This is a genomic window from Cellulomonas timonensis, assembly GCF_900046455.1.
In the GTDB taxonomy this organism is placed as follows: Bacteria; Actinomycetota; Actinomycetes; order Actinomycetales; family Cellulomonadaceae; genus Cellulomonas_A; species Cellulomonas_A timonensis.
Genome location: NZ_FCOT01000009.1, coordinates 218808 through 241185, shown reverse-complemented (window position 1 = coordinate 241185; position 22378 = coordinate 218808). Strand labels below are relative to the sequence as shown.

General features: G+C 73.5%; 21 protein-coding genes. 5 read left to right on the top strand and 16 right to left on the bottom strand.

All coding sequences use genetic code 11. The features are described 5' to 3' along the window. The 14 genes from BN3788_RS03245 to BN3788_RS03180 all read right to left on the bottom strand — a co-directional run bounded on the left by BN3788_RS03245 (nt 1) and on the right by BN3788_RS03180 (nt 13191). Nucleotides 1–1458 carry a hypothetical protein gene (locus BN3788_RS03245; RefSeq protein ID WP_066582414.1) on the bottom strand — a complete coding sequence of 486 codons (1458 nt, stop codon included), beginning with the start codon at nt 1456–1458 and terminating at the stop codon, nt 1–3. A 114-nt stretch (nt 1459–1572) separates the two neighbouring features. After that, the gene (locus BN3788_RS03240; protein ID WP_147525039.1) at nt 1573–2205 is read right to left on the bottom strand and encodes a hypothetical protein; all 633 of its coding nucleotides are present in this window, start codon (nt 2203–2205) and stop codon (nt 1573–1575) included. Then, on the bottom strand, nt 2202–3299 hold the full coding sequence (locus BN3788_RS03235) for an OmpA family protein (RefSeq protein ID WP_066582412.1): 1098 nt from the start codon (nt 3297–3299) through the stop codon (nt 2202–2204). Before BN3788_RS03235 ends, BN3788_RS03240 begins: the two co-directional genes overlap by 4 nt. 75 nt (nt 3300–3374) lie before the next feature. Further along, nucleotides 3375–4088, bottom strand: a complete 714-nt coding sequence (locus BN3788_RS19200; RefSeq protein ID WP_159066846.1) for a hypothetical protein — start codon at nt 4086–4088, stop codon at nt 3375–3377. A 98-nt stretch (nt 4089–4186) separates the two neighbouring features. After that, nucleotides 4187–4390, bottom strand: coding sequence for a hypothetical protein (locus BN3788_RS03225; RefSeq protein WP_147525038.1), 204 nt, complete (start codon nt 4388–4390; stop codon nt 4187–4189). 92 nt (nt 4391–4482) lie between these two features. Beyond that, nucleotides 4483–5271, bottom strand: coding sequence for a response regulator (locus BN3788_RS03220; protein ID WP_082812529.1), 789 nt, complete (start codon nt 5269–5271; stop codon nt 4483–4485). Beyond that, on the bottom strand, nt 5258–6457 hold the full coding sequence (locus BN3788_RS03215; protein ID WP_066582409.1) for a sensor histidine kinase: 1200 nt from the start codon (nt 6455–6457) through the stop codon (nt 5258–5260). The genes BN3788_RS03220 and BN3788_RS03215 overlap by 14 nt, the downstream gene beginning before the upstream one ends. After that, nucleotides 6454–7362, bottom strand: coding sequence for a type II secretion system F family protein (locus BN3788_RS03210; RefSeq protein ID WP_066582408.1), 909 nt, complete (start codon nt 7360–7362; stop codon nt 6454–6456). The genes BN3788_RS03215 and BN3788_RS03210 overlap by 4 nt, the downstream gene beginning before the upstream one ends. Further along, nucleotides 7359–8282 (bottom strand): type II secretion system F family protein, encoded by a 924-nt coding sequence (locus BN3788_RS03205; protein ID WP_066582407.1) that lies wholly within the window; start codon nt 8280–8282, stop codon nt 7359–7361. The genes BN3788_RS03210 and BN3788_RS03205 overlap by 4 nt, the downstream gene beginning before the upstream one ends. Beyond that, entirely contained in the window at nt 8282–9655 is a 1374-nt protein-coding gene (locus BN3788_RS03200) for a CpaF family protein (RefSeq protein ID WP_066582406.1), read from the bottom strand. The genes BN3788_RS03205 and BN3788_RS03200 overlap by 1 nt, the downstream gene beginning before the upstream one ends. After that, entirely contained in the window at nt 9652–10038 is a 387-nt protein-coding gene (locus BN3788_RS03195; protein ID WP_147525037.1) for a TadE/TadG family type IV pilus assembly protein, read from the bottom strand. The genes BN3788_RS03200 and BN3788_RS03195 overlap by 4 nt, the downstream gene beginning before the upstream one ends. Further along, a complete protein-coding gene (locus BN3788_RS03190; RefSeq protein ID WP_066582404.1) occupies nt 10035–11630 on the bottom strand; it encodes an AAA family ATPase in 1596 nt (531 codons plus the stop codon). The genes BN3788_RS03195 and BN3788_RS03190 overlap by 4 nt, the downstream gene beginning before the upstream one ends. Continuing rightward, the gene (cpaB, locus tag BN3788_RS03185) at nt 11630–12355 is read right to left on the bottom strand and encodes a Flp pilus assembly protein CpaB (protein ID WP_066582403.1); all 726 of its coding nucleotides are present in this window, start codon (nt 12353–12355) and stop codon (nt 11630–11632) included. The genes BN3788_RS03190 and cpaB overlap by 1 nt, the downstream gene beginning before the upstream one ends. Then, nucleotides 12352–13191, bottom strand: coding sequence for a zinc finger domain-containing protein (locus tag BN3788_RS03180; protein ID WP_159066845.1), 840 nt, complete (start codon nt 13189–13191; stop codon nt 12352–12354). Before BN3788_RS03180 ends, cpaB begins: the two co-directional genes overlap by 4 nt. A 158-nt stretch (nt 13192–13349) precedes the next feature. Here BN3788_RS03180 and BN3788_RS03175 point away from each other — a divergent pair, with 158 nt between their 5' ends. The 3 genes from BN3788_RS03175 to BN3788_RS03165 all read left to right on the top strand — a co-directional run bounded on the left by BN3788_RS03175 (nt 13350) and on the right by BN3788_RS03165 (nt 17468). Next, nucleotides 13350–13718, top strand: a complete 369-nt coding sequence (locus BN3788_RS03175; RefSeq protein ID WP_066582401.1) for a DUF192 domain-containing protein — start codon at nt 13350–13352, stop codon at nt 13716–13718. A 209-nt stretch (nt 13719–13927) separates the two neighbouring features. Continuing rightward, nucleotides 13928–15754 carry an ABC transporter transmembrane domain-containing protein gene (locus BN3788_RS03170; RefSeq protein WP_082812544.1) on the top strand — a complete coding sequence of 609 codons (1827 nt, stop codon included), beginning with the start codon at nt 13928–13930 and terminating at the stop codon, nt 15752–15754. Continuing rightward, nucleotides 15735–17468, top strand: coding sequence for an ABC transporter ATP-binding protein (locus BN3788_RS03165; RefSeq protein WP_066582400.1), 1734 nt, complete (start codon nt 15735–15737; stop codon nt 17466–17468). Before BN3788_RS03170 ends, BN3788_RS03165 begins: the two co-directional genes overlap by 20 nt. 34 nt (nt 17469–17502) lie before the next feature. Here the strand turns inward: BN3788_RS03165 and BN3788_RS03160 are convergent, their stop codons facing one another. Then, entirely contained in the window at nt 17503–18111 is a 609-nt protein-coding gene (locus tag BN3788_RS03160) for a GNAT family N-acetyltransferase (RefSeq protein ID WP_066582399.1), read from the bottom strand. Nucleotides 18112–18204: 93 nt separating this feature from the next. Between BN3788_RS03160 and arfB the strand changes: the two genes are divergently transcribed. Then, complete coding sequence (arfB, locus tag BN3788_RS03155) at nt 18205–18633, top strand: alternative ribosome rescue aminoacyl-tRNA hydrolase ArfB (protein ID WP_066582398.1); 429 nt, start codon at nt 18205–18207, stop codon at nt 18631–18633. On the opposite strand, the gene BN3788_RS03150 is transcribed toward arfB, so the two are convergent. Beyond that, complete coding sequence (locus BN3788_RS03150) at nt 18599–19465, bottom strand: SURF1 family protein (protein ID WP_234346456.1); 867 nt, start codon at nt 19463–19465, stop codon at nt 18599–18601. The genes arfB and BN3788_RS03150 overlap by 35 nt on opposite strands. A gap of 419 nt (nt 19466–19884) precedes the next feature. On the opposite strand from BN3788_RS03150, the gene BN3788_RS03145 reads away from it, so the two are divergent. After that, nucleotides 19885–22377, top strand: coding sequence for a phosphoketolase family protein (locus BN3788_RS03145; RefSeq protein WP_066582397.1), 2493 nt, complete (start codon nt 19885–19887; stop codon nt 22375–22377). Nucleotide 22378: the final 1 nt, after the last annotated feature.

The window sequence follows — 22378 nt, the reverse complement described above, 5'->3', positions numbered from 1 at the left end:
TCACTTGCACTTCGCGTCGTCGATCATCGCGCGGTTCCCGTCGGTGCCCGGCGCGCCCAGGAACTTCGCGCCGGTGCTCGTCGCGGTGGCCTCCTCGGCGCTCAGGTTGAACCCGAACTCCCAGCCCTTCTTGACGGCCATGCCGAACTCCCAGGAGTCCTTGACGTTGTGGTACGTCACCTCGCTGGTCTTGGCCTGCTCGTACATGAGCTGCAGGAACGGGTCGCTCGAGGGCTGGTCGGGGATCATCGCGCCGAACGGCAGCGTCAGGGCCGTGCCCGCGCCGGTGCGCTCGGACATCCACTGCGACACGAGCTCGCGGTTGGTGTCGTCGACCGTGAGGGACGTGGTGGTGACCACCGAGTTGGTCTCCTTCTCCCCAACGCCGCCGCTCACGCTCTTGAACGTGTTGTTGCCGATCGAGCCGCCCCCGCCGTACTCGTACGCGCTCTTGAACGTCAGCTTCGCGAGCTTGCCGTCCGCGTCATACGTCGTGGTGAAGGCGCCGTCGACCTTCCCCTCGCCGGTGAGGTGCCCCAGGATCACGTCGGCTCCCGCGGAGCCGGAGCCCGAGACCTCGTATGTGTAGCTGCGCTCGCCCGTGTCATGGTTGTTCATCACGATGACGCTGCCTGACGCCTTCGCCGAGAGGTTGAACCCGAGCTTGGGGTCGAGGAGCTTCTCCTCGCCGTCGGCCCCCTTGGTGCCGGTGCCCAGCCGCGTGCCGGCGCTCGCCTTGAGCGCCGCCTCGAGGCCGATCTTCGAGTAGCTGATCTTCGGGTCCTTGGGCGCGTCGATGAACCCGTCGCTGATCAACAGCCAGAGCGAGATGCCCGCGGCGCCCTCGCTCTGGAGCTGCATCTGCTGGATGAGGTAGTCGTCGAGCTGCTCCTTCATGGACTCCCACTGCTTGCCGTCCTCGAACTCCCACGTCGAGCCGTACTCGAACTTCAGGTCGGCGCCCAGGCTCACGTTCACGCCGGCGTTCTTGCCGTCGCCGAGCTTGCCCGCGTCGAAGGTCTTGCTCGTGACCGCGCCGTTGGCCCCGACCGACGCGCCGTCGGTCAGCGTGGCCCGCACGGTGCCATCCGAGAACTCCTGCACGACGAAGCCCGAGCTGTCCCCGAGGGTGACGAACCAGATCTTCACCTGGGCGTTGTACGTCTCGCTCTTCGAGCTGAGCATGCACACGCCGGGGTGGAGGTCCTCATCCGTCGGCCCGTCGGCGACGACCGGCGCGGGTCCCGTGTCGCACCCGCCCGGGCCGAACCCCGCCGCCGAGGAGAAGCGGCACAGCGCGCCGGTGATCTGCCCGGGGTACGCCGCCACCCCCGCCACGATGCCCGCGACGAGCAGCACCGCGACGCTCACCATGCCCAGCATCTCCAGCGAGCCGATGCCCGCCTCACGCCGCGCCCTGCGCTCGCGCGCCTCGGCGTCCTCGCCTGTGCGTCCCACGTCACGCCCCTCGGGTCTCGTCCTGCCTGGACGCTATCCGCGCATAGACGCGCAGGTCGTGGGCCCGTGGGCCCGTCACGGACTCAGGTTCCTGGGCCCGGTGAGACCCAAGGGTCAGCGGCGCGCCACCGGCAGGCCCTCGATGGCTGGGAAGCCGGGCAGCTCGAGCGAGACGGTCGTCGTCGCCGTGTCGAGCGCGGGGAACGTCGCCGAGAGCGGCTGCCCCACCTGGGACATCCGGGGGGGCGACCCCGCGCACGAGCACAGCGTCTTGTCCGGGTCTGCCTGTGACACGCCCACGAACGGCAGCAGCCGCAGGCCCGCTCCGGCGTCGACGATCGCCACGTCGCGGATGTCGGCGGTCAGCGGCCGCAACTGGTTGAAGAACGTGAGCGGCAGCATGGGGTTCGAGTCGTCGACGGCGCGCAGCGTGAACCGCACGAGCGTGCTCACCTCGTCGGCGGCGACCTCCGTGACCTCGACTTCGGCGGGGATGCTGCGAGGGCCGTCGAGAAGGGCGCCGGTGACCGTCGCCAGCACCGTGGACGTGCCGATGTCCCCCTCCAGCACGGCCTGCTCGAGCTCCGCGACGGTCCAGTCGTCGCTGGCCTGTGTCTCGGCGACCTCGGTGGGCGCGGGCTTCGGCGACGGGTCGTCGGATGAGCACGCGGCGAGCATCGCGGACAGCGCCAGGGCGGCCACGACTGCCCTGGAGCGGCGGTGGCTGGTCAGGCGGCGGCTGGTCATGAGACCCCCTGCACGGAGTAGACGACGGTGACGCGGCGGTTGGCCTGCTTGCCCTCGTCGGTCGCGTTGGACGCCACGGGCTCGGACTCGCCCCGGCCCACGGACGTGAACGTCACGGCGGCGCCGCTCGCGGGCTGCAGCACGCCGAGCACAGCGGCCGCACGCTGCTCCGAGAGCGTCTGGTTGAACGAGTCGGAGCCATCCGAGTCGGTGTGGCCGGCCACGACCACCTCGCCGGCGCCGCGGGCCTGGATGTCGGCGGCGACAGTGGCGAGGACCTGCTGGGCCTCGGCGGACAGGTCGGCCGAGCCGCTGGCGAACAGGACGTTCGCGTCGAGGGTCACCGCGACCTGCTCGGTGGTCTCCTCCACCGCTGCCGTCCCGGCGATGTCGCTGGTGCGGCGGGTCAGGGTGTACAGCCGGCTCGAGGGGTCCGCGCCGGCCAGCTCCGCGCCGCTGGGCGTCTGGGGCCAGCCGTCGCCCAGCCGGGGCGCCGGCTCGCCGCTCACGGGGGTGAGGGCGCCGTCCTCGACGGGCACGTCGCCCACCGCTGTCCCCCACGGCATGACCACCTGCACCGTCTCGACCCCCGGCGGCAACTCGGGGAACACCGCCCAGCCGACGCGCAGCGCACCGGCCTCGCCGGCCAGCTTCGTGACGTCGGAGGCGAAGGTGGTCGTCGGGTCTGCGACGGGCCGATACGCGATGAGCCCGACGGGGTCGATCAGCGCCACGTCGACTGCGCGGCTCATCTGATACGGATACGACGAGTTCGGGAACGCCCACGTCGGGCTGATCTTCTCCGCGCCCTGCCCGCGGGCCATGCCCAGCGAGTAGTACAGGACTGTCCCGCCGTCGATCCGGCGCACGCCGTGCACCGCGCCCCGGATCTCGGGGTTGGTGTCCAGCTGGAACCCGCGGTAGGCGAACGTGCCGTGCACCGGGATGCGCTGCCCGTCCACGCTCACCCCGCCGGGCGGCAGCGCCCGGTCGTCGCCGGGCGCCGCGGTGGCCGTCGCACCGCCGAGGAGCATGGCCGCAGTGGCCAGGATCGCGAGCGCACGGGTGGTGCGCGCTGGTCGTCGGGGGCTCATGCGGCGGACCTCATCGTGCGGCCTTTCGTCGGGGCGTGCGGTGACACGTGGACCTGGCGCGGGCGCTGACCTGCGTCAACGGACCAGGTGCGGTTCGAGTGCGCTCGTCAACCAGGACCGTACGGGACCTTCGAGCGCGGCGCGCGGCCGTGTCCAGCCGCTGTCGTAGCCGGGGCAGGTGAAGCGGTGCTCGGACTCGATGATCGGCACGGGCTCGGGCTCCTCCTCCGGCTCGTCTGGATCGTCCGGATCGGGGGTCGCCTCGGGGTCGGTCGGCTCGGGCGTCGGCACGGGCTCGTAGCCCACCACCACGTCGCGCGAGTCCCCCGCGCAGCGGGCCAGCGCCACCCCCAGTGCCGCGACCGCGTCCCGCTCGGCGCGCTGGCCGTCTGGCATCTGCTCGCGCAGCCACGTGCGCACCTCGACCTCGTCCCGCCACGGGTCCTGGGCGTACCCCACGAGCTCCCCGCCGTTGCGGGTGGCGTAGTCACTGGCCTGCGTGTGCCCGCGCGCGGGGCCGAGCAGCGACCCGTACGTCGTGGCGCCGAGCACCACGTCGCCGACGTGGTCGAGCGCGACCTTGCGGACCTCCTCCGCGCCGGCCAGCGCCGCGGCGTCAGCGGCGGTCTGGGTGCGGCCGGCCTGATCGGTGCCCTGGAGCAGCGGAAGGACGGCGAGGAACAGCAGCGCGACGACGCCCACGGCGACGACCACGAGGACGGCGCTCGTCGCGAGCCCGTCCTCACCTCGACCGTGCGCGCGCGCCCTCGCGACCAGGCTCCGCGTCATCGTCTCCCCCACGTCTCTCGGGCCAGACATGCCGTCGCGGCGACGCGGTGGCCCCTCCGCCACCGCGCCGCCGCGCCGCCCTGCTGTGGTGCGGGCGATCAGCCGCCCGCGTTGCCGATCTCGTCGAGCTTCGTGCTGATCTTCGTGCCGAGGTCGAAGCTGTTGAACGCGCCCACGAGCGCGACCACCAGGATCGCGGCGACGATGACGATGCCCAGGTACTCCAAGGTGCCCTGGCCCAGCTCCCGCTGCTCCAACGCCTTCTGCAGGCGGATCTTCGTGGCGACGAACATGCGAGTCATGGTGGTGCTCCCCGTCCTGAGTGCCGACCGGGAGCCGGTCGGCGGAGTCTGCTGCCCGGAGCCGCGCCGGCCCCTCGTTGACGCTTCTCACGCTAGGCGCGACCTGCTGGCGCGCGCCGGGTCCACGGGCCCAACTCCGGGCCCATTCCCGCAGGTCCCGCGCCCGGGTCCGGCGTCCCGCCGAGCCACACCGAGACGGCCTCGGCCCGGGTCCGCACGCCCAGCTTCGCGAAGATGTGGTTGATGTGGTTCTTGACGGTCTTCTCCGACAGGAAGCACTCCGCGGCGATCTCCGGGTTGGTGCGACCCGACGCGACCAGCTCCATGACCTCCTGCTGGCGCGCCGACAGGCCCACGTCCGGCCGGAGGGGGGCGACGGGCGCGGGCGGCGCGGCGAACAGGCCGCGGACCGCGCCCGCGGCGGTCTCCGAGAGCAGGAACGCCCCGTCGGCCACGGCCAGCACCGCGCGCTCGAGCTCATGCGGCTGGAACTGCCCATGCACCAGGTACCCGTTGGCCCCGGCCTCGATCGCGGCGCGCACCACCTCGGGGGCGTCGGAGTACGTGAGCATGAGCACCTTGGACCACTGGCGCACCTCGGCCGCCACCTGCACGCCGTCGCGGCGCGGCATCCGCACGTCGAGCAGCACCACGTCGGGCAACGTCGCGCGGACCACCCGCACGGCCTCCTCGCCGTCCGCGGCCTCGCCCACCACCCGCAGGTGGTCGGACGCGCCGATCAGGCTGCACAGGCCCATGCGGATCACCGAGTTGTCGTCGACCACCACGACCGTGACCTGCCGCAGCGCCGCGTGGTCGGCCGGGACACCGGCCAGCACCGCCGCCCGCTGCGCCACGTGGGGGCTCTCAGGGTGCTGCATGGACGTCCTCCTCGACAGGGTGGCGGACCAGGACGCGCGTCCCGTGTCCGGGAGCTGACTCGACCCGCACGCCCGCGCCGATCTCCCGCGCGCGCTCATGCATGCCGGTCAGCCCGAAGTGGCCGCGCGGGCTGGAGCCGTCGGCGCGGGGGGCGAAGCCGCGCCCGTCGTCCTGCACGGCCAGCAGCACCACGCCGCCGGGGGCGCCGCTGAAGGTCACGCGCACCAGGCGCGCGCCGGCGTGGCGCCGCACGTTCTCCAGGGCCTCGCCGAGGATCGCGAGCAGCTCGTAGCGGATGCTCGTGGGCAGGTCCACGACGGCGGCGCACTCGACGCGGCAGGCCACGCCCGTCGACTCCTGCCAGCGCGCGCACTCGTCGTGCAGCACCTCGGCGAACGGGCGGTCGGGCTGGTCGGCGCGCATCCGCACCAGCAGCGCGCGCGCCTCGTCGGACGCCTGCTGGGCGCCGGCGGCCAGCCCGTGGGCGTGCTGCACGGCGGCCTCGGGGTCGCGCTCCACCCACAGGGGCAGCGCCTGCGCGCCCAACGCGATGCCGTGCAGCGTCTTGCCGAGCGAGTCGTGCATCTCGCGGGCGAGCCGGGCCCGCTCGTCGGCGGCGACCGCCACCTCGCGGACCAGCGCCAACTCCCGCCCGGCCTCGACCTGCAGCGCATGCGCCCTGCGGATGGCGGACCCGACGGCGGTGAGGCACAGGTACAGCGCCGGCACCCCGAGCCCCACCATGAAGCTGCGGTCGGCGTCCGGGTCGCCCGCGGCCACGAGCAGGTAGCCCGCGACGAGCACCACGACGGTGGTCAGGGACGTCCGGGCCGCGAACAGCATGCCCAGCACCAGCGCGGTGGGGAACGTCGAGAGCACCATCGGGCTCTCCACCCCCAGCACCGCGACCACCGCCAGGTTGACCAGCACGTCCCCCACCACGGCCAGCGGGTGGCGCACCACGAAGTCCATCGTCCCCGGGCTCAGCAGGCACGCGAGGCTCGACGCGGACATCGCCAGCACGCAGGCCAGCACGGGGGCCGTCATCGTCTCACCGACCATGCCGAGCAGCCCGACCATGATGGCCCCGAGGCGCACGAGCAGCGCCACCGAGACGATCTGCCGGGTGAAGTCGTGCGCGGCGCGGGGCGATCCGGGGCCGAGCACGCCCGAGACGGCGCTCACAGCCCACCGAGCAGGGATCCGAGGTCCACGTCGGAGCCGACGTACAGCCCGATGACGATGAACACGAGGGCGCCGGGCACCAGCACGAGCGACGTCACGAGCGTCACCCGGGGCGAGGTCCGGGCCGCCGCCTGCCGCTGCCGCTGCCCGCTGTCCCGCCGCATGTCTGCCGCGATCTGCCGCAACGACTCCGCCAACGGGGCGCCGAGCTCCTGGGACTGCAGCAGCGCGGAGACGAACTGGCCGACGGGCTCCGACGACGAGCGGCGCCGCAGGTCGGTGAACGCCTGGCGCACCGACGCGCCGTTCGCGATCTGCTGGAGGGTGAGCGCGACCTCGTCGGCGAGCGGGCCGTGGAACCGCTCCGCGACCCGCGCGAGGGCCGCCCGGAAACTCACCCCCGCCATCACGGTGACCGCCAGCACGTCGAGGAAATCGGGCAGGTCGCGGTCGATGCGCTCACGGCGGCGGCGCTGCGCCGCGGCGACCCGGCTGAGCGGGAGCACCACCGGCACGGTCAGGCCCAGCAGCGCCATCAGCACGTTGCCCTGCAGCAGCAGCACCACCAACACCGGGGCGATGAGCAGCGCCCACCAGGCGGTGCGCTCGAGGTAGCCGTCGACGGTGAGGCCGTCCGGCCGGCCCGCCTCGTCGATGCGCCGCTGCAGCGCGGCCAGCCGCCCCGGGCCCAGCATCCGGCGCAGCCCGGGCACCCGGCGCCGGGCCATCCGCTGGAAGGGCGACTCGCCCTCGGCGCGGCGGCGCTGCTGGCCGCGCAGCAGGGACAGGTCCTCGACGGCCAGGGTCGCCAGCGCGTCGCTGCGCATCTGGCGGTAGCCCACCAGCAGCAGCACCACGCTGAGCGCCCCGAGCAGCGCGATCCCGAGCACAATCAGCGGGCTCATCCGTGGAACCTCGTCATCCGGCGGATCAGCACGAAGCCGCTGACGAACAGCGTCCCGCCCACCACGAGGCCCGCCCGGCCGAGCCAGGACGCGGTCATGGCCTCGACGGTGCCGGGCTGGATCCCGTTGAGCAGGAACAGCAGGCCGAAGCCCATGCCGATCACCAGGTACCCGGTCGACGTGGACTGCGCGAGCGTCGTGCGCACCTCGCGGCGAATCTCCTTGCGCTCGTCGAGCGTGTCCGCGATGTCCCGCAGCGCGGACACGAGCGAGCCTCCCGATCGGGCGCTGACCAGCAGCGTCGAGACGAGCACCGACACCTCACGCGAGGGCAGGCGGTCCTCGAGCCCGGACAGGGCCTGGTCGAGGCTGTCGCCGAAGCGCATGCGCGACGCGACGCGTCGCAGCTCGGGGCCGGCGGGCGCGGCGAGCTCGTCGGAGGCGACGAGGATCGCCGCGGCGATCGACAGGCCCGCACCGGTCGCGTTGGACAGCACGCGCGCGAGCTCGGGCATCTGCGCCACGAACTGCTCGTTGCGCCGCTCCTTGGCCCGGCTCAGGTACGCGCGGATGCCGACGACCACCGCGACGACGCCCAGCAGGCCGAGCACCGGCGCGAGCCCCACGGCGAGCACCCACCCGACCATGACGCCGCCGCCCACGGCGGCGCCCGCCACGAGCAGCGCGGGCTTGTCGTCGACGCCGGCCAGCAGGAGCTGCCGCTCCACCCATCGGCCCGGGGTCGTGCGGCGGAACGCGCGGTCCCACCGCACGAACGCGCGGTCCCCGCCGAGCGCGACGTCAGCGGTGGCTCCCGTGACCAGCGCGCGCCGCCGCGCGGACACCGACGCCAGGTCGCGGATGCCCGCGACGAGCAGGGCGCATCCGGCCACGACGCACACCAACAGCGCCAGGACCATCACTGCGCGGCTCCCGTCTGGCCGGCGTGCTCGGCCGGCAGCTCGCCGGCGATCCGCAGCTTGTCGCGCAGCGCCTGGGGCAGCGGGTGCTGCACGAAGCGCCCGGGCGGCCCGGCGCCGTTCGGCGCCTCGGGGTCCCAGCGCATCAGCGGGCGCACGTCGAAGTCGTCGCGGTGCCGCGACGCCACATACCCGACCTCGACCACGCGACGCGTGCCGTCCGAGCCGCGCAGCAGCTGCACCACGAGGTCGACGGCGTTGTTCACCTGGTCGCGCAGCGCGTGGAACGGGACCTCGACGTCGCTCATCGACGCGAGCGTCTCGAGCCGCACCAGCGCGTCGCCCGTGGTGTTGGCGTGCACGGTGGCGAGCGAGCCCTCATGGCCCGTGTTCATCGCCTGGAGCATGTCGAGCGCCTCGCCGCCACGCACCTCGCCGACGATGATGCGGTCGGGGCGCATGCGCAGCGCGTTGCGCACCAGGTCGCGGATCGTCACCTGGCCGTGGCCCTCGACGTTCGCGGGGCGGGTCTCCAGGCGCACCACGTGCTCCTGGGGCAACGACAGCTCGGCGGCGTCCTCGATGGTGATGATGCGCTGCTTGCCCTGGATGAAGGCCGACAACGCATTGAGCATCGTCGTCTTCCCCGACGACGTGCCCCCCGAGACGATGATGTTCATCCGGGCCCGCACACATGCCGCGAGCAGTCCGGCGGTCGCCGCGTCGAGGCTCCCCCGGTTCAGCAGCTCGTCAAGGCCGTACGCCTTGGGGAACAGCCGGATGGTGACCGTGGGGCCGTCGAGCGCCAGGGGCGGCAGCACCACGTGCACACGCGCGCCGCGCGGCATCCGGTCGTCGGGGGGCAGGCGCGCGTCGACCATCGGGCTCGACTCGTCCACGCGCCGGTTCACCGTCGAGACGATGCGGTCGATGGTCTGCCGAAGCTGGTCCTCGGAGGCGAACACCTGGGCCACGCGCTCGACCTGGCCGAAGCGCTCGACGTAGATCGTGTCGTGCCCGTTGATCATGATCTCGGAGACCGTGTCGTCGGCCAGCAGCGGCTCGAGCACCCCCAGCCCGATGGACTCGTCGACCACCCGGCGGATCAGCGCGTTGCGCTCACGGGTGGTGAGGATGACGCCCTCGGTGGACACCAAGTGCGCCACGACCCGCTCGAGGCGGATGCGGCGCTGGCCGGTGTCGAGCCGGCTCAACTCGTGCAGGTCGACCTCGTCGAGCAGCTTGCGCTTGAACGACGCGACGAGCCCCTCGTCGAGGTCGGCACGCGAGGCCGTGGCGGAGGCGAGCGCGTCGGCGGCCTCGGTGGCGTCACGGCGCGCGTCGCCGGTCCACTCGCTGAACCCCGTCCTCATGGCATGACCGCCGTGCGCTCGATGACGACCTCGGGCAGGAACGCCAGGCCCGGCGCCCGCAGTTCGAGGCGCACGGCGCCGTCGCCCGGATAGGTGATCCGCTGCGCGGTCAGGCCGCCCGGGAGCGACGCGTCGACGGCGGCCTCCACGGAGCGGCCCAGGCTCATGGCCCGGGCGCCGTCCCGCACCGCTTGATTGGCGGCCTGCGTCGCGAAGACCACGGCGCACACCTGGAACAGCACGAGCACGACGACCACGATGATCGGCAGCGCGCCGACCATCTCGATGCTCGCGCTGCCGCGCTCGCGGCCCACACCGCCGCGCAGCCGGTGCGTCGGGCGACTGCCCGACGATGCGCGCCGACCCCTCCGGAGGAAGGTCACGGCTCGCTCACCACCTGGCGGTCCACCCGCACGTCCCACGGGGTGCTGAACACGCCGGGCATCATCAGCGGCACCTGGGCCGCGACGCTCACGCTCGACCGGTCGGGCCCGCCGACCCCCACGTCGAGCCGGGCGCGCATCCCCGCCGGGAACACGTCCTGCGCGGCCTGGCGCACCGTCGCGTCGTCGGCGTGCAGCGCCACGGACCGGGCGGCGGCGGAGGCGGCGTGACCCGTCCACACGTAGGTCATGCCCGTCACGCCGAGCTGCCACAGCAGCGCGCACACCAGCGCGAGCCACGGCAGCACGCCGAGCAGGTCCACCGATGCGGAGCCGGTGTCGTCGCCGCGTCGCGGTCCCCGGCGCGGGCGGCGCCGCGACTCGGCCTCGACCAGTCCGGCGACGTCGTCGGGGCCGGCGGGCTGGGCGGCGCGGCGGACCGCGCCGATCTCCCGACCGAACGCCCGCAACGCCTTCCACCAGGCCGCGTCGTCGACGAGCTCGGGCGAGCGCGAGTTCGTGGCCCGCTCGAGCCGGCGGCCCAGATCCGGCATGACGGTCTGGAGCAGGGGTGCGGGCGAGATCCGCCGGGCGGTCTCGGGCTGCACCTCGTCGGAGCGGTTGTGCCGGTTGAGCAGCACGTGCACGTTCTCGGGCTTGCGCACCGCGAGCGACTCCCACCACCCGAGGTTGCGGCGCAGCGCGCGCAGGCTCACCAGGTCCGGGGTGACGACGGCGACGACCTCGGCGGCGATCTCGACGACAGCCGCCTGCACGGGGGTCACATGGGCGCCCACGTCGATCACCACGAGGTCGTACTGCTGCCGCAGCAGCGCGATGATCTGCCGCACCGCCGCCGGGGTCACGAACTCGACCTCGCGCACGTCCTCGGGCGGCAGCAGCAGGTGCAGGCCCGACTCGTGCTCGAAGACGGCGTCCTGGACGGTGCGCACCGACAGGTCCTGGGAGACCTTCGCCAGGTCCGCGACGGAGGACCGGTACCGGGCGGCGACGAGGCTCGACACGTCGCCCTTCTCCAGGTCCAGGTCCACCACGAGCACCTTGTGCGCGGGCACCTCGCGGCGGATGTCCCAGCACAGGTGCGTGGCGATCGTGGTGGTCCCCACGCCGCCCTTCGAGCCCGCGACCGCCACGACGGTGGCCCGGCCGCGCACGCTGCCGTCGCCCGTGCCGCTGCTGGCCAGCAGCGTGCCCATGTGCCGCGACCACTCCAGCGCATTGACCACGCGCTGCTGCACCTCGGCGTAGGCCAACGGGTACGCCACGACGCCGCGCGCGCCCGCGTCCATCGCGGCGGACAGCGACTCGGGGTCGTTGTCGCTCGAGACCACCAGCGCCACCGACGCCGGGCGGCGCAGGCCCAGGTCGCGGATGACCTGGTGCGCGGGCTCGGGGCCGAGCTGGTCGTGGACGAGCACCACCTGTGGCTCATGCGCGAGCACGAGGGCCGTCAGCTCGGTGGTCGTCTCCGCGACGGCCACCACCTCGACATCGGCGGCCTCGGCGAGCTGCGCGCGCAGCTCATAGGCGAGCGACTGGTCGGCACAGCCGATGACGACGATCCCGGCCATCACTTCGTCCCCTCGGGCACGGCGACTCCGCCGAGCCTGCTCGCGTCGAAATCGCCCAGCTCGCCCGTGCGGTCCTCACCGGTCCCGGTGGGCAGCCCCACGAGGCGGACCTCCTCGGCGAAGGCCGACGCGTACGTGACCGCGAGCGCGTCATTCGGCTCCAGCGCGAGCGTCACGGGGACCACCCGCTGCTGCCCCGTCGAGCTCAGCTCGTCGACCTGCACCTGGCTGCCGCGCACCGACACCACCCGCACGTTCTGCACCAGCACGCGCACCTGCTTGGGCAGGCCCGGCACGTCGGAGAACACCGCGTAGATGTCGACGAAGTCGCCGGGCTTGACGCGGTCGGCCACCCCAGTGACCTCGTCCACCTTGATGGCGATCTCGCGCTCGGTGGGGCTCAGGTCGGACTTCGGCACGAGCATGTCGCTCGTGAGCATCGTGCCCTCCACCAGGTTGGTCCCCACCCGGCGGCCCACCAGCTCCTCCGCGGTGACCTGGGCCGACGACGACAGCCAGCGCGCCGGCACCTCGTCGGCCACCAGGTCCTCCTCGGTGAGCGCGGCGTAGGCGGGCACGGCCCCGGACGTCCGGTACACGGTGGCCAGCGATCCGACCTGGCTGGACACCGAGCCGACGTAGCCCGCGATGACCACGAACACGACGACCGCCAACAGGGCGGACAGCAGGACGAACAGCACTCCTCGGCGCTGACGGGGGTTCACAGCGGTGCTCCTAGCGGCTCGGGGACGACGACGGGTGTGGCCTCGACGTCGACGGGACGCACTCGGCAGTAGGGACAGTGGTGGCGGGCGATGACCGCGTCGCACACGGCGCATCGGACGAGCCGGGCGCCGTCGGGCGCGGCGAGACGCTGGTCGGCAGGGAGCGCGAAGAGCTCGACGGCGCGTGCGTGGCCGAACCGGCCGACCGCGTCGAGCACCAGGCCGTGCAGCTCGACGCACTCCGACGCGCCGGAGACGCCCAGCGCGGTGCGGAGCACCACGTCGGGCAGGCCGGGGGCCGCGCTGTACAGGGCCTCACGGGCGGGGGCGCCGTCCTCGGGCGACGGCGCGTCCCCGACGGTCAGCACCCCGGGGGCCGGGGCGACGGACACGACGAACCCCTGGCCACCGGGCAGCATGCTCCGCGCGTGCTGGCCGAGGCTCGGCGAGGGGCTCTCGAGGCGGGCGACGCTGGGCGTCCACGCACCGCTCCAGGTGCGCCGGGCGAGGTCCTCGACCGCGTCGGGCAGCAGCCCCGCGTCGAGGCGCGCGGCGGCGGCGTGCAGTGCCAGCACCACCAGGGCCGCGGGCCCATGGGGCAACGCGAGCCACGTCACCGAGGGGCCGGTGTCGGCGAGCAGCGCGGCGTGCCGGCGCAGCACCGCCTCGTGGCGCGCCTCCCCGAGCAGCAGCACATGCGTGGTCGCCCGAGGCAGCGCCTGGGGCAGCGCTGTGATGTCCGAGGGGTCGGCGAGCACCACGTGCGCATCACCGACAAGGGCGCGGACTCCGTCGGTGGGCTCGACCAGAACACCCACCGTGACCTGCTGAGACAAACGACCGCTCCTGACTTGTGGACCTCGGTCATGATTCGATGCCGGGGGCGCGGATGCACGGCGAGACGAAGGAATCCCCCGTATGGCCGCACCCGCGTCAGCCGCAGGAGTGGACATCTGACACGAATGCCGACATCGCGCCACACCTCGGAGGAACCGTGACCAACCCCGTCGTCCCGCTGTCGCTCGACGGGCGGGTCGTCGCCCAGGGCGAGCTCGCCGACACCTGGGCGCGGCGCCTGCGGGGCCTGCTCGGCCGGCGCGCGCTGCCCGACGCGCTCGTGCTGCGGCCCGAGAGCTCGGTGCACGGCATCGGCATGCGGGCGCCGCTCGACGTCGCCGTGCTCGCGGCGGACGGCACCGTCCTCGTCACCCGGGTGCTGCGCCCCTGGCGCGCGACCCTTCCGGTGCGCGGCGGGCACGCGGTGCTCGAGGCGCCGGTGGGCAGCTTCGCCCGCTGGGGGCTGCGCTTGGGGAGCAAGGTCACGCTCGGCGCCCCTGCCGAGCGTGCCGCACCCCAGGAGTGACCTCTCACGGCTCCAGCGTGGTGGACGGGGAAGCACTTCCCCTTGGGTCCCCGGGCCCAGCGCCAGGCCCACTCGGACGCGCGGTTTTGAGGCGCGGGGCCCAGCGGCGAGCAGGGCCGGGTCCTCACCCCGGGGAGCGCGGGGCGCCGGGGGCGGCGCGACGGAAAAGCGCTTCGGGCGTGTGGGCGCCTGCACGTACGGTGACCGACGTGCGTCATCTGCCCGTGCCCGATCCCGGCACCCCTCCGCTCTCCTCTCCCGCGGCCTTCCTCTGGTGGGTGGCGCGGCGGCAGGCGGGCCTGCTGACGGCCGGGGTCGCCGTCGGGATCGTCGGCGCGGTCACGGCCGCCGTCATGCCGTACCTGGTCGGCCGGATCGTCGACGGCGGGCTCGAGCACGGCCTGGGCGCGGAGCTGTGGAAGGGCTGCGCGGTGCTCGCCGCGGTCGGCCTGGTGCAGCTCGTCGCGAATGTGTGGGGGCACCGCCTGGACGTCGAGAACTGGCTGCGGTCGGCCTACCGCACCTCCCAGCTCGTGGGGCACCACGTGACCCGCACTGGCGACCGGGTCACCGCCGAGCTGCCGACCGGCGAGGTCGTGGCCACCGTCGCCACCGACAGCCACTGGCTCGGGGAGCTGTACGCCAACCTGGCGCGGGCCATCGGCTCGGTGGTCGCCTACGGGGTGATCGCCGTCGTGCTGATGCGCACCTCGACGCCGCTGGGCCTGCTCGTGCTGCTCGGCCTGCCCGTCGTCGTGGCTGCGCTCGCGTTCCTGGTCAAGCCGCTGCAACGGCGTCAGCTCACACAGCGCGAGGCCCAGGGGCGGCTCACGACACTGGGCGCGGACACCGTGTCCGGGCTCCGCATCCTGCGCGGCATCGGCGGCGAGGAGGTGTTCGCCGGGCGCTACCGCGCGCAGTCGCAGGAGGTGCGCAAGGCCGGCGTCCACGTCGCGCAGACGCAGTCGCTGCTCGACGCGCTGCAGACGCTGCTGCCCGGCGCCTTCCTCGCGATCGTCGTGTGGATGGGCTCCCACCTAGCCATCGCCGGCGAGATCACCACCGGCCAGCTCGTCGCGTGCTACGGCTTCGCCGCCTACCTCACCCAGCCGCTGTGGACCGCCGTCGAGATGATGCGAATCACCACGCGTGTGGTCGTCGGCACCCGCAAGATGCTCGCGGTGCTCCGCGTGCCCAAGGTCGCGGACCTCACCGGCGCGGGCTCCGACGCGGAGCGCCCCGGGCACGGCGACGAGATCCTCGACGAGGCCAGCGGGCTGGTTGTGCGGCCCGGCCTCCTCCTGGCCCTGGTGAGCGCCGACCCGGACGAGTCGGCGGCGGTCGCGCTGCGGCTCGGCCGGTTCGGCACGTCGGGCAGGGCCGAGCCCGAGCCGCTCCCGGATGCGCCCCCGGCAGTCCGCTGGGGCGCCGTCGCGCTCGACGACCTGCCCCTCGCCGAGGTCCGCGAGCGCATCGTCGTCGCGGAGTCCACCCCCCCCCTGTTCACCGGGCCCCTCGCCGAGGAGCTCGACGTGCGCGGCCGCGCCACCGAGGCCGACATGCTCGCCGCGCTGCACGTCGCCGATGCCGCGGACGTGCTCGACTCCGTTCCCGGCGGCCTGGCCGGGGAAGTCGAGGAGAAGGGCCGGTCGCTCTCCGGCGGCCAGCGCCAGCGGGTCGCCCTCGCACGGGCGCTGCTCACCGAGGCGGAGGTCCTCGTGCTGGTCGAGCCCACCAGCGCCGTCGACGCCCACACCGAGTCCCGGATCGCGCGGCGCCTCGCCCGCGCCCGGGCCGGGCGCACGACCGTGCTGGTCACGGCGAGCCCGCTGGTGCTCGACACCGCCGACGAGGTCGCGCTGCTCGTCGACGGGAGAGTCGTCGCCACGGGCCGGCACCGCGAGCTGATGGACGGCCACGACGCCGCTGCCCAGGCCTACCGCGCGGTGGTCTCCCGCACCTCCGGCGCGGACGCCGCCGAGACTCTGCACGCCGAGCCGACGAAGGAGGACAGCCGTGAAGCTGCCCGTCGCTGACGGACCCACGCTGCGCCGCCACACCGGTCGGCTGCTCAGCCGGCACCGCCGCCCACTGCTCTGGGTGGTGCTGCTCAACGCCCTGGCCGCGAGCGCCGGGCTGGCGGGCCCGTGGCTGCTCGGACGGCTGGTCGACGCCGTGTCGGACGGCGCCGACGCCGCCTACGTCAACCGCACGGTCGCTGTGCTCGCGATCGCCGTGCTCGCGCAGACCGGGCTGGTCCGGTACGCGCAGCGGTCCGCGATGGTGCTTGGCGAGACCGTCTTCGCGGAGCTCCGCGAGGAGTTCCTCACCACCGTGACGCGGCTGCCGCTGTCCACTGTCGAGCGCGCCGGGACGGGCGACCTCGTCTCGCGCACCACCACCGACATCGACCGGGTGCAGCACACCGTCCGGTTCGGGGTGCCCCGCGTGCTCGTGACCGTCGTGACCATCGTGCTGACCGTCGTCGCGGCGCTCGCCACCAACCCCCTCGCCGCGCTCGCGCTGTTCACCGGGGCGCCTGTGCTCCTCGTGGTCTGCCGCTGGTACTTGCGCCGGGCCACCTCGGCGTACCTCGCCGAGGGCGCGTCCTACGCCACGATCAGCGGCTCCATCACCGAGTCGGTGGAGGGCGCGCGCACGATCGACGCGCTCGGGCTCGGAGCGCGCCGACGGGCACGCCTCAACCGGGACATCGGCGTGGCCTTCGAGGCGGAGAAGCGCACACTGTGGCTGCGCTCCGTCCTGTTCCCCGGCATCGACTTGGCGTTCCTGCTGCCGGTGGTCGGCGTGCTGGCCTGGGGCGCGCACCTGATCTCCACCGGCCAGGCGACGGTCGGCGCGATCACCACGATCGCGCTGTACGCGGTGCAGGTCATCCGGCCGATCGGCGAGCTGATCTTCTGGCTCGACGAGATCCAGGTGGGCACGACATCGCTCGCGCGCATCGTCGGCGTCGCGGACGTCGCCCCGGACCGGCAGCGCGGACAGGCCCAGCCGGTGGACGAGCACGTGGTGGGGCGCGGGGTGCGCTACGCCTACCGCGAGGGCCATGACGTGCTGCACGGCGTCGACCTGGACCTGCGGGTCGGCGAGCGGCTCGCCGTCGTCGGGCCGTCGGGCGCGGGCAAGTCGACCCTCGGCCGCATGCTCGCGGGAGTGCACCCGCCCACCGGCGGCTCGGTGACCGTCGGCGGGGTGCCGCTCGTGGAGCTGCCGCTCGACGCGCTGCGCGGGCACGTCGCGCTCGTCACCCAGGAGCACCACGTCTTCGTCGGCACCATCGCCGAGAACCTGCGCCTCGCGGCGGAGGCGGCCGACGACGACGCGCTCGAGCGCGCGCTGCGGGCCGTGGACGCGTGGGACTGGGTCGAGGCCATGCCCGACGGGCTCGGCACGGTGGTCGGCTCGGGCGGGGCGCCGCTGACACCGGCCCAGGCGCAGCAGATCGCCCTGGCGCGGCTCGTGCTGCTCGACCCGCACACCCTCGTGCTGGACGAGGCGACATCCCTGCTGGACCCGCGCGCGGCCCGCCACCTGGAACGGTCGCTGTCCGCGGTGCTCGAGGGGCGCACCGTTGTGGCCATCGCGCACCGCCTGCACACCGCGCACGACGCGGACCGGGTGGCAGTGGTCGACAGCGGGCGCATCACCGAGATCGGCTCCCACGACGAGCTGGTCGCGGCGGGCGGCGAGTACGCGGCGCTGTGGCGCTCCTGGCAGAGCGACTGACCAGACGCCGCAGGGGCGGGTCCCGCCGACGTGCTCAGACGGGCACGTCGGTGAGGCGGCCCAGGTACGTGACGTCCGCGTCGCTCGCCGCCTCGATCCGGTGGAAGCCGAGCCGGGCGTAGAACCGCTGCGCGCCGAGGTTGTCCACGGCGACGCCGAGGTGCACGGCGGCGACGCCCCGCTCGGCGAGCGCGCCGAGGAAGGCCCGCATCAGCTCGCGCCCGTGGCCGGCCCCCTGGTGCTCGGGCAGCAGGTCGATGTGCAGGTGGGCGGGGTAGTCGGCGAGCGCGTCGCGCAGGTTCTGCTCGGGGTGGTGGAGCTGGTCCACCAGCCAGTCCTCCGGTGTGGCCGGCTCCTCCACCCGGGGGTGGCGCGCGGCGACGAGCGGGAGCCAGTGGCGCCGGTACGCCGCCGTCCACGCCCGGGTGTCGGCGGTGCCGAGCACGTAGCCCACGGCGCGGTCCCCGTCGTCGAGCACGAATGCGAGCTCGGGCTCCAGGTGCAGATAGGACCCCGCGTACACGTCGGGCAGCAGGTCGTCGTCGCTGTACCACCCACGGGCGTCCGAGCCCGCGGCGCCCGTCCGCACGCACACGTCGTACACGTCCTGCCGGTCGAAGGGCTCATACGACCTGACGAACACGCGGTCTCCTTCGACGTCGCGACGCCGGGACCTGGACCCAGCGGTGTGAGTATGCCCGTGACAGACCCCTGCGCGGTAGCCGATCCTGGACGCATGTTCGGATCACGTCGGCTACGCGGCGGCGCCACGCTCCCGCCCGAGGCGCTCGCGTGGCGCTTCTCGCGGTCGAGCGGCCCGGGAGGCCAGTCCGTGAACACGGCGGACTCGCGGGTGGAGCTCTCGGTGGACCTCACCGCGATCGCCTGGACGAGCCCTGCCCAGCTCGAGCGGGTGCGGGAGCGCCTGGCCGCCCGACTGGACGAGGACGTGCTCACCGTGGCCGCGTCGGAGCACCGGTCCCAGCTCCGGAACCGGGAGGCCGCGCTCGCCCGCGCGCAGGCCCTGCTCGACGAGGCGCTGGCCCCGCCTCCCCCGCCGCGTCGTCCGACGCGCGCCAGCCGGTCCTCTCGGACGCGTCGCGCGCAGGGCGAGCAGCGCAGGCGCGCGGTCAAGGAGCTGCGGAGGCGCCCGTCTGCTGGGTGACCGCGCCGGTCTCGTCAGTCTCGTCGGTCTGGTCCAGCGGCGGCCCGTCGCCTGCGGCCTCGTCACGGACCAGCCGCACCCACACGAAGAGCGCGAAGCCGCCGAAGATCCACCACTGGGCGGCATAGGCGAGGTTCTGGATGTTCAGCCCGGAGCCCGCGCGGGTGGGGGCCGGCAGGAGCTCGAGCCCCGCGTCGTGCGCGGCGTCCGCGGGGGCCGCGTCGGCGAGCACCACGTAGCCCGTCCAGATGGGGCCGGCCCAGAAGCCGAGCAACTCCGCCGAGCTGATCGCGTCGATCTGCCCCGCGGGCTGCCCGCCGAGCCCGGGCCCCTCTGAGGCCTGCAGGCGGCCGGTGACCGTGACCTCGCCGGTCGGGACTGCCAGCGCGGCGGCGTCGGCGGGGTCGGCAACCCAGCCGCGCACCACGGGCAGCACGGGCGCCGGCTCCCCGGCGTCGTCGCCGGGGGTGGACGGCAGGGTGTCGCTGACCCGCAACGGCGTGAGCACCAGGTAGCCGGTCTCCTCGCCGATTGCCCGCTCCACGACCAGGAGCTGCCCGTCGGGCTCGTAAGAGCCGCGCGCCCCCCCCTGCTGGCCGACGAGACCGCCGGTGAACGTGGTCTGGGGGGCGAGCACGTCCCCGATGTCCTTCGGCTCCTGCGCCTCGCGCTGCGCCTGCTCCTGCGCCGCGCTGTCGCCGCCCCTGACCTCGGCCCGGTCGAGCTGCCACATCCCCAGCCGGGCGCACACCATCGCGGCCAGCAGGAGCACCGCCAGCAGGACCAGCATCCGGGGCCGCGTCGCGGCGCGCAGCACGGTGGTCGACTCCACCCGTCCCGTCGTCGAGGATCCGGACGGTCGCGGGGGGCGGGGTCGCGGGCACGGCTCACGGTAACCCGGGCGCGTGGGCCAGCGGGCGCGCACGGCACGGGTCGACGGCGGGTGTGACGGCCGCGACACCCGACAACGACGCCGGAGGCCCTCCGACTCACCGTCCGCGCGCGCGGGCACGGTGAGTTCGCCCACACACGCAGGTGCTGGTGGGCCCGAGAACACGGCCCCACCTGGGCGGCTGCCCTCTCCGCGCGCGAGGGCCGGGCTGTGCGCGGAGTCGCCGCATGGGGTTGTATGACAGAAGGGGCCAGAAGGCGGTCATGGGTCAGACGTCCCAGTCGGCCGTCTCGACAGACGAAAGGCTTGGCATGCCTCCGACGCCGCGGGCTCGGGGGCAGGACGAAAGGCGGGACTGCATGAGCACCACAGCGCCACCGACCACGTCACAGCAGAGCTGGCCCCTGGGGGGCTCGGGCGCCGGACCCGAGACGCTCGAGACCATCCACCGCTGGTGGCGCGCTGCCAACTATCTCTCCGTCGGGCAGATCTACCTGCTCGACGACCCGCTGCTGCGCACCCCGCTCACCGTCGACGACGTCAAACCCCGTCTGCTGGGCCACTGGGGCACGACGCCCGGCCTGAACTTCCTGTACGCGCACCTCAACCGGATGATCCGCGAGCGCCACCAGTCCACGATGTACGTGACAGGGCCGGGCCACGGCGGCCCGGGGCTCGTCGCGAACGCGTACCTGGACGGCACGTACTCCGAGGTCTACTCGGACATCACCGAGGACGCCGAGGGCCTGCGCCGGCTGTTCCGGCAGTTCTCGTTCCCTGGCGGCATCCCGAGCCACGTCGCGCCGGAGACCCCTGGGTCGATCCATGAGGGCGGCGAGCTCGGCTACGCCCTGTCACATGCCTACGGCGCCGCGTTCGACAACCCGGACCTGCTGGTCACGGCCGTCATCGGCGACGGCGAGGCGGAGACCGGGCCGCTGGCGACGAGCTGGCACTCCAACAAGTTCGTCCACCCGCTCAACGACGGCGTGGTGCTCCCGATCCTGCACCTCAACGGCTACAAGATCGCGAACCCGTCGGTGCTCGCGCGGATCCCCGACTCGGAGCTGCTGGACCTGATGCGGGGCTACGGCCACAAGCCGCACATGTTCGTCGCGGGCTTCGACGACGAGTCTCCGCTCTCGTACCACGCTCGGTTCGCGGAGCTGCTCGACACGGTGATGAACGAGATCGCGGAGATCAAGGCGCGGGCCGCCGCCGGCGACGAGTCGCGTCCCACCTGGCCGATGATCATCTTCCGCACCCCCAAGGGCTGGACCTGCCCGAAGGTCATCGACGGCAAGCAGGTCGAGGGCTCGTGGCGCGCGCACCAGGTGCCGCTGGCCAGCGCCCGCGACACCAAGGAGCACCTGGCCACGCTCGAGCAGTGGATGCGCTCATACGGCCCGGACGAGCTGTTCGACGCCGAGGGCCGGGTCGAGCCTGACATCCGCGCGATGGCGCCGGACGGGCCGCTGCGGATCAGCGACAACCCGCACGCCAACGGCGGCCTGCTGCTGCACGACCTGCGCCTGCCCGACTTCCGCGACTACGCGGTGGACGTGCCGGTGCCGGGCGGCTCCATCTCGGAGGCGCCGCGCGTGCTGGGCGAGTGGCTCGCCGACGTGATCCGCCAGAACCCGCACAACTTCCGGATCTTCGGCCCCGACGAGACCGCGTCGAACCGCCTGCAGGCGGTCTTCGAGGTCACCGACAAGCAGTGGGACGCCGAGTTCCTCGACCCGGCGGTGGACGAGCACCTGGCCCGGGCGGGCCGCGTGATGGAGATGCTCTCGGAGCACCAGTGCCAGGGCTGGCTCGAGGGGTACCTGCTGACCGGGCGCCACGGGCTGTTCAACTGCTACGAGGCGTTCATCCACATCGTCGACTCGATGTTCAACCAGCACGCCAAGTGGCTGAAGGTGACGCGGGAGATCCCGTGGCGCCGCCCCATCGCGTCGCTGAACTACCTGCTGTCCAGCCACGTGTGGCGCCAGGACCACAACGGCTTCAGCCACCAGGACCCGGGCTTCATCGACCACGTCATCAACAAGAAGGCGGAGATCGTCCGGGTGTACTTGCCGCCGGACGCGAACACCCTGCTCAGCACGTACGACCACTGCCTGCGCAGCCGCGACTACGTGAACGTGGTGGTGTCCGGCAAGCAGCCCGCGCCGAACTTCCTCACGATGGACCAGGCCATCGCGCACTGCACGCGCGGCCTGGGGATCTGGGAGTGGGCGGGCAACGAGGTCCCCGGCGAGGACCCGGACGTGGTGCTCGGCTGCGCGGGCGACGTGCCGACCCTCGAGGTCCTGGCCGCGGCGGACATCCTGCGCCGCGAGCTGCCCGACCTGCGCGTCCGGGTCATCAACGTGGTGGACCTGATGCGGCTGCAGGACGCGAAGGAGCACCCGCACGGCCTGTCCGACCGGGATTTCGACACGCTCTTCACCACGGACAAGCCCGTGGTGTTCGCGTACCACGGCTACCCGTGGCTGATCCACCGGCTCACCTACCGCCGCGCCGGGCACTCGAACATCCACGTGCGCGGCTACAAGGAGGAGGGCACGACCACGACGCCGTTCGACATGGTCATGCTCAACGACTTGGACCGCTTCCACCTGGTGATCGACGTCATCGACCAGGTGCCGAGCCTGCGCTCGAAGGCCGCGGGCCTGCGCCAGCGGATGGCGGACGCCCGCATCGAGGCCCGCGAGTACACCCGGGAGCACGGCGAGGACCTGCCCGCCGTGCGCGACTGGGTGTGGCCGGACGCCGGCGAGACCGCCACCGAGGGCGCCGGCCCGATGTACGACGCCACAGCGGCGACGGGCGGTGACAACGAGTAGC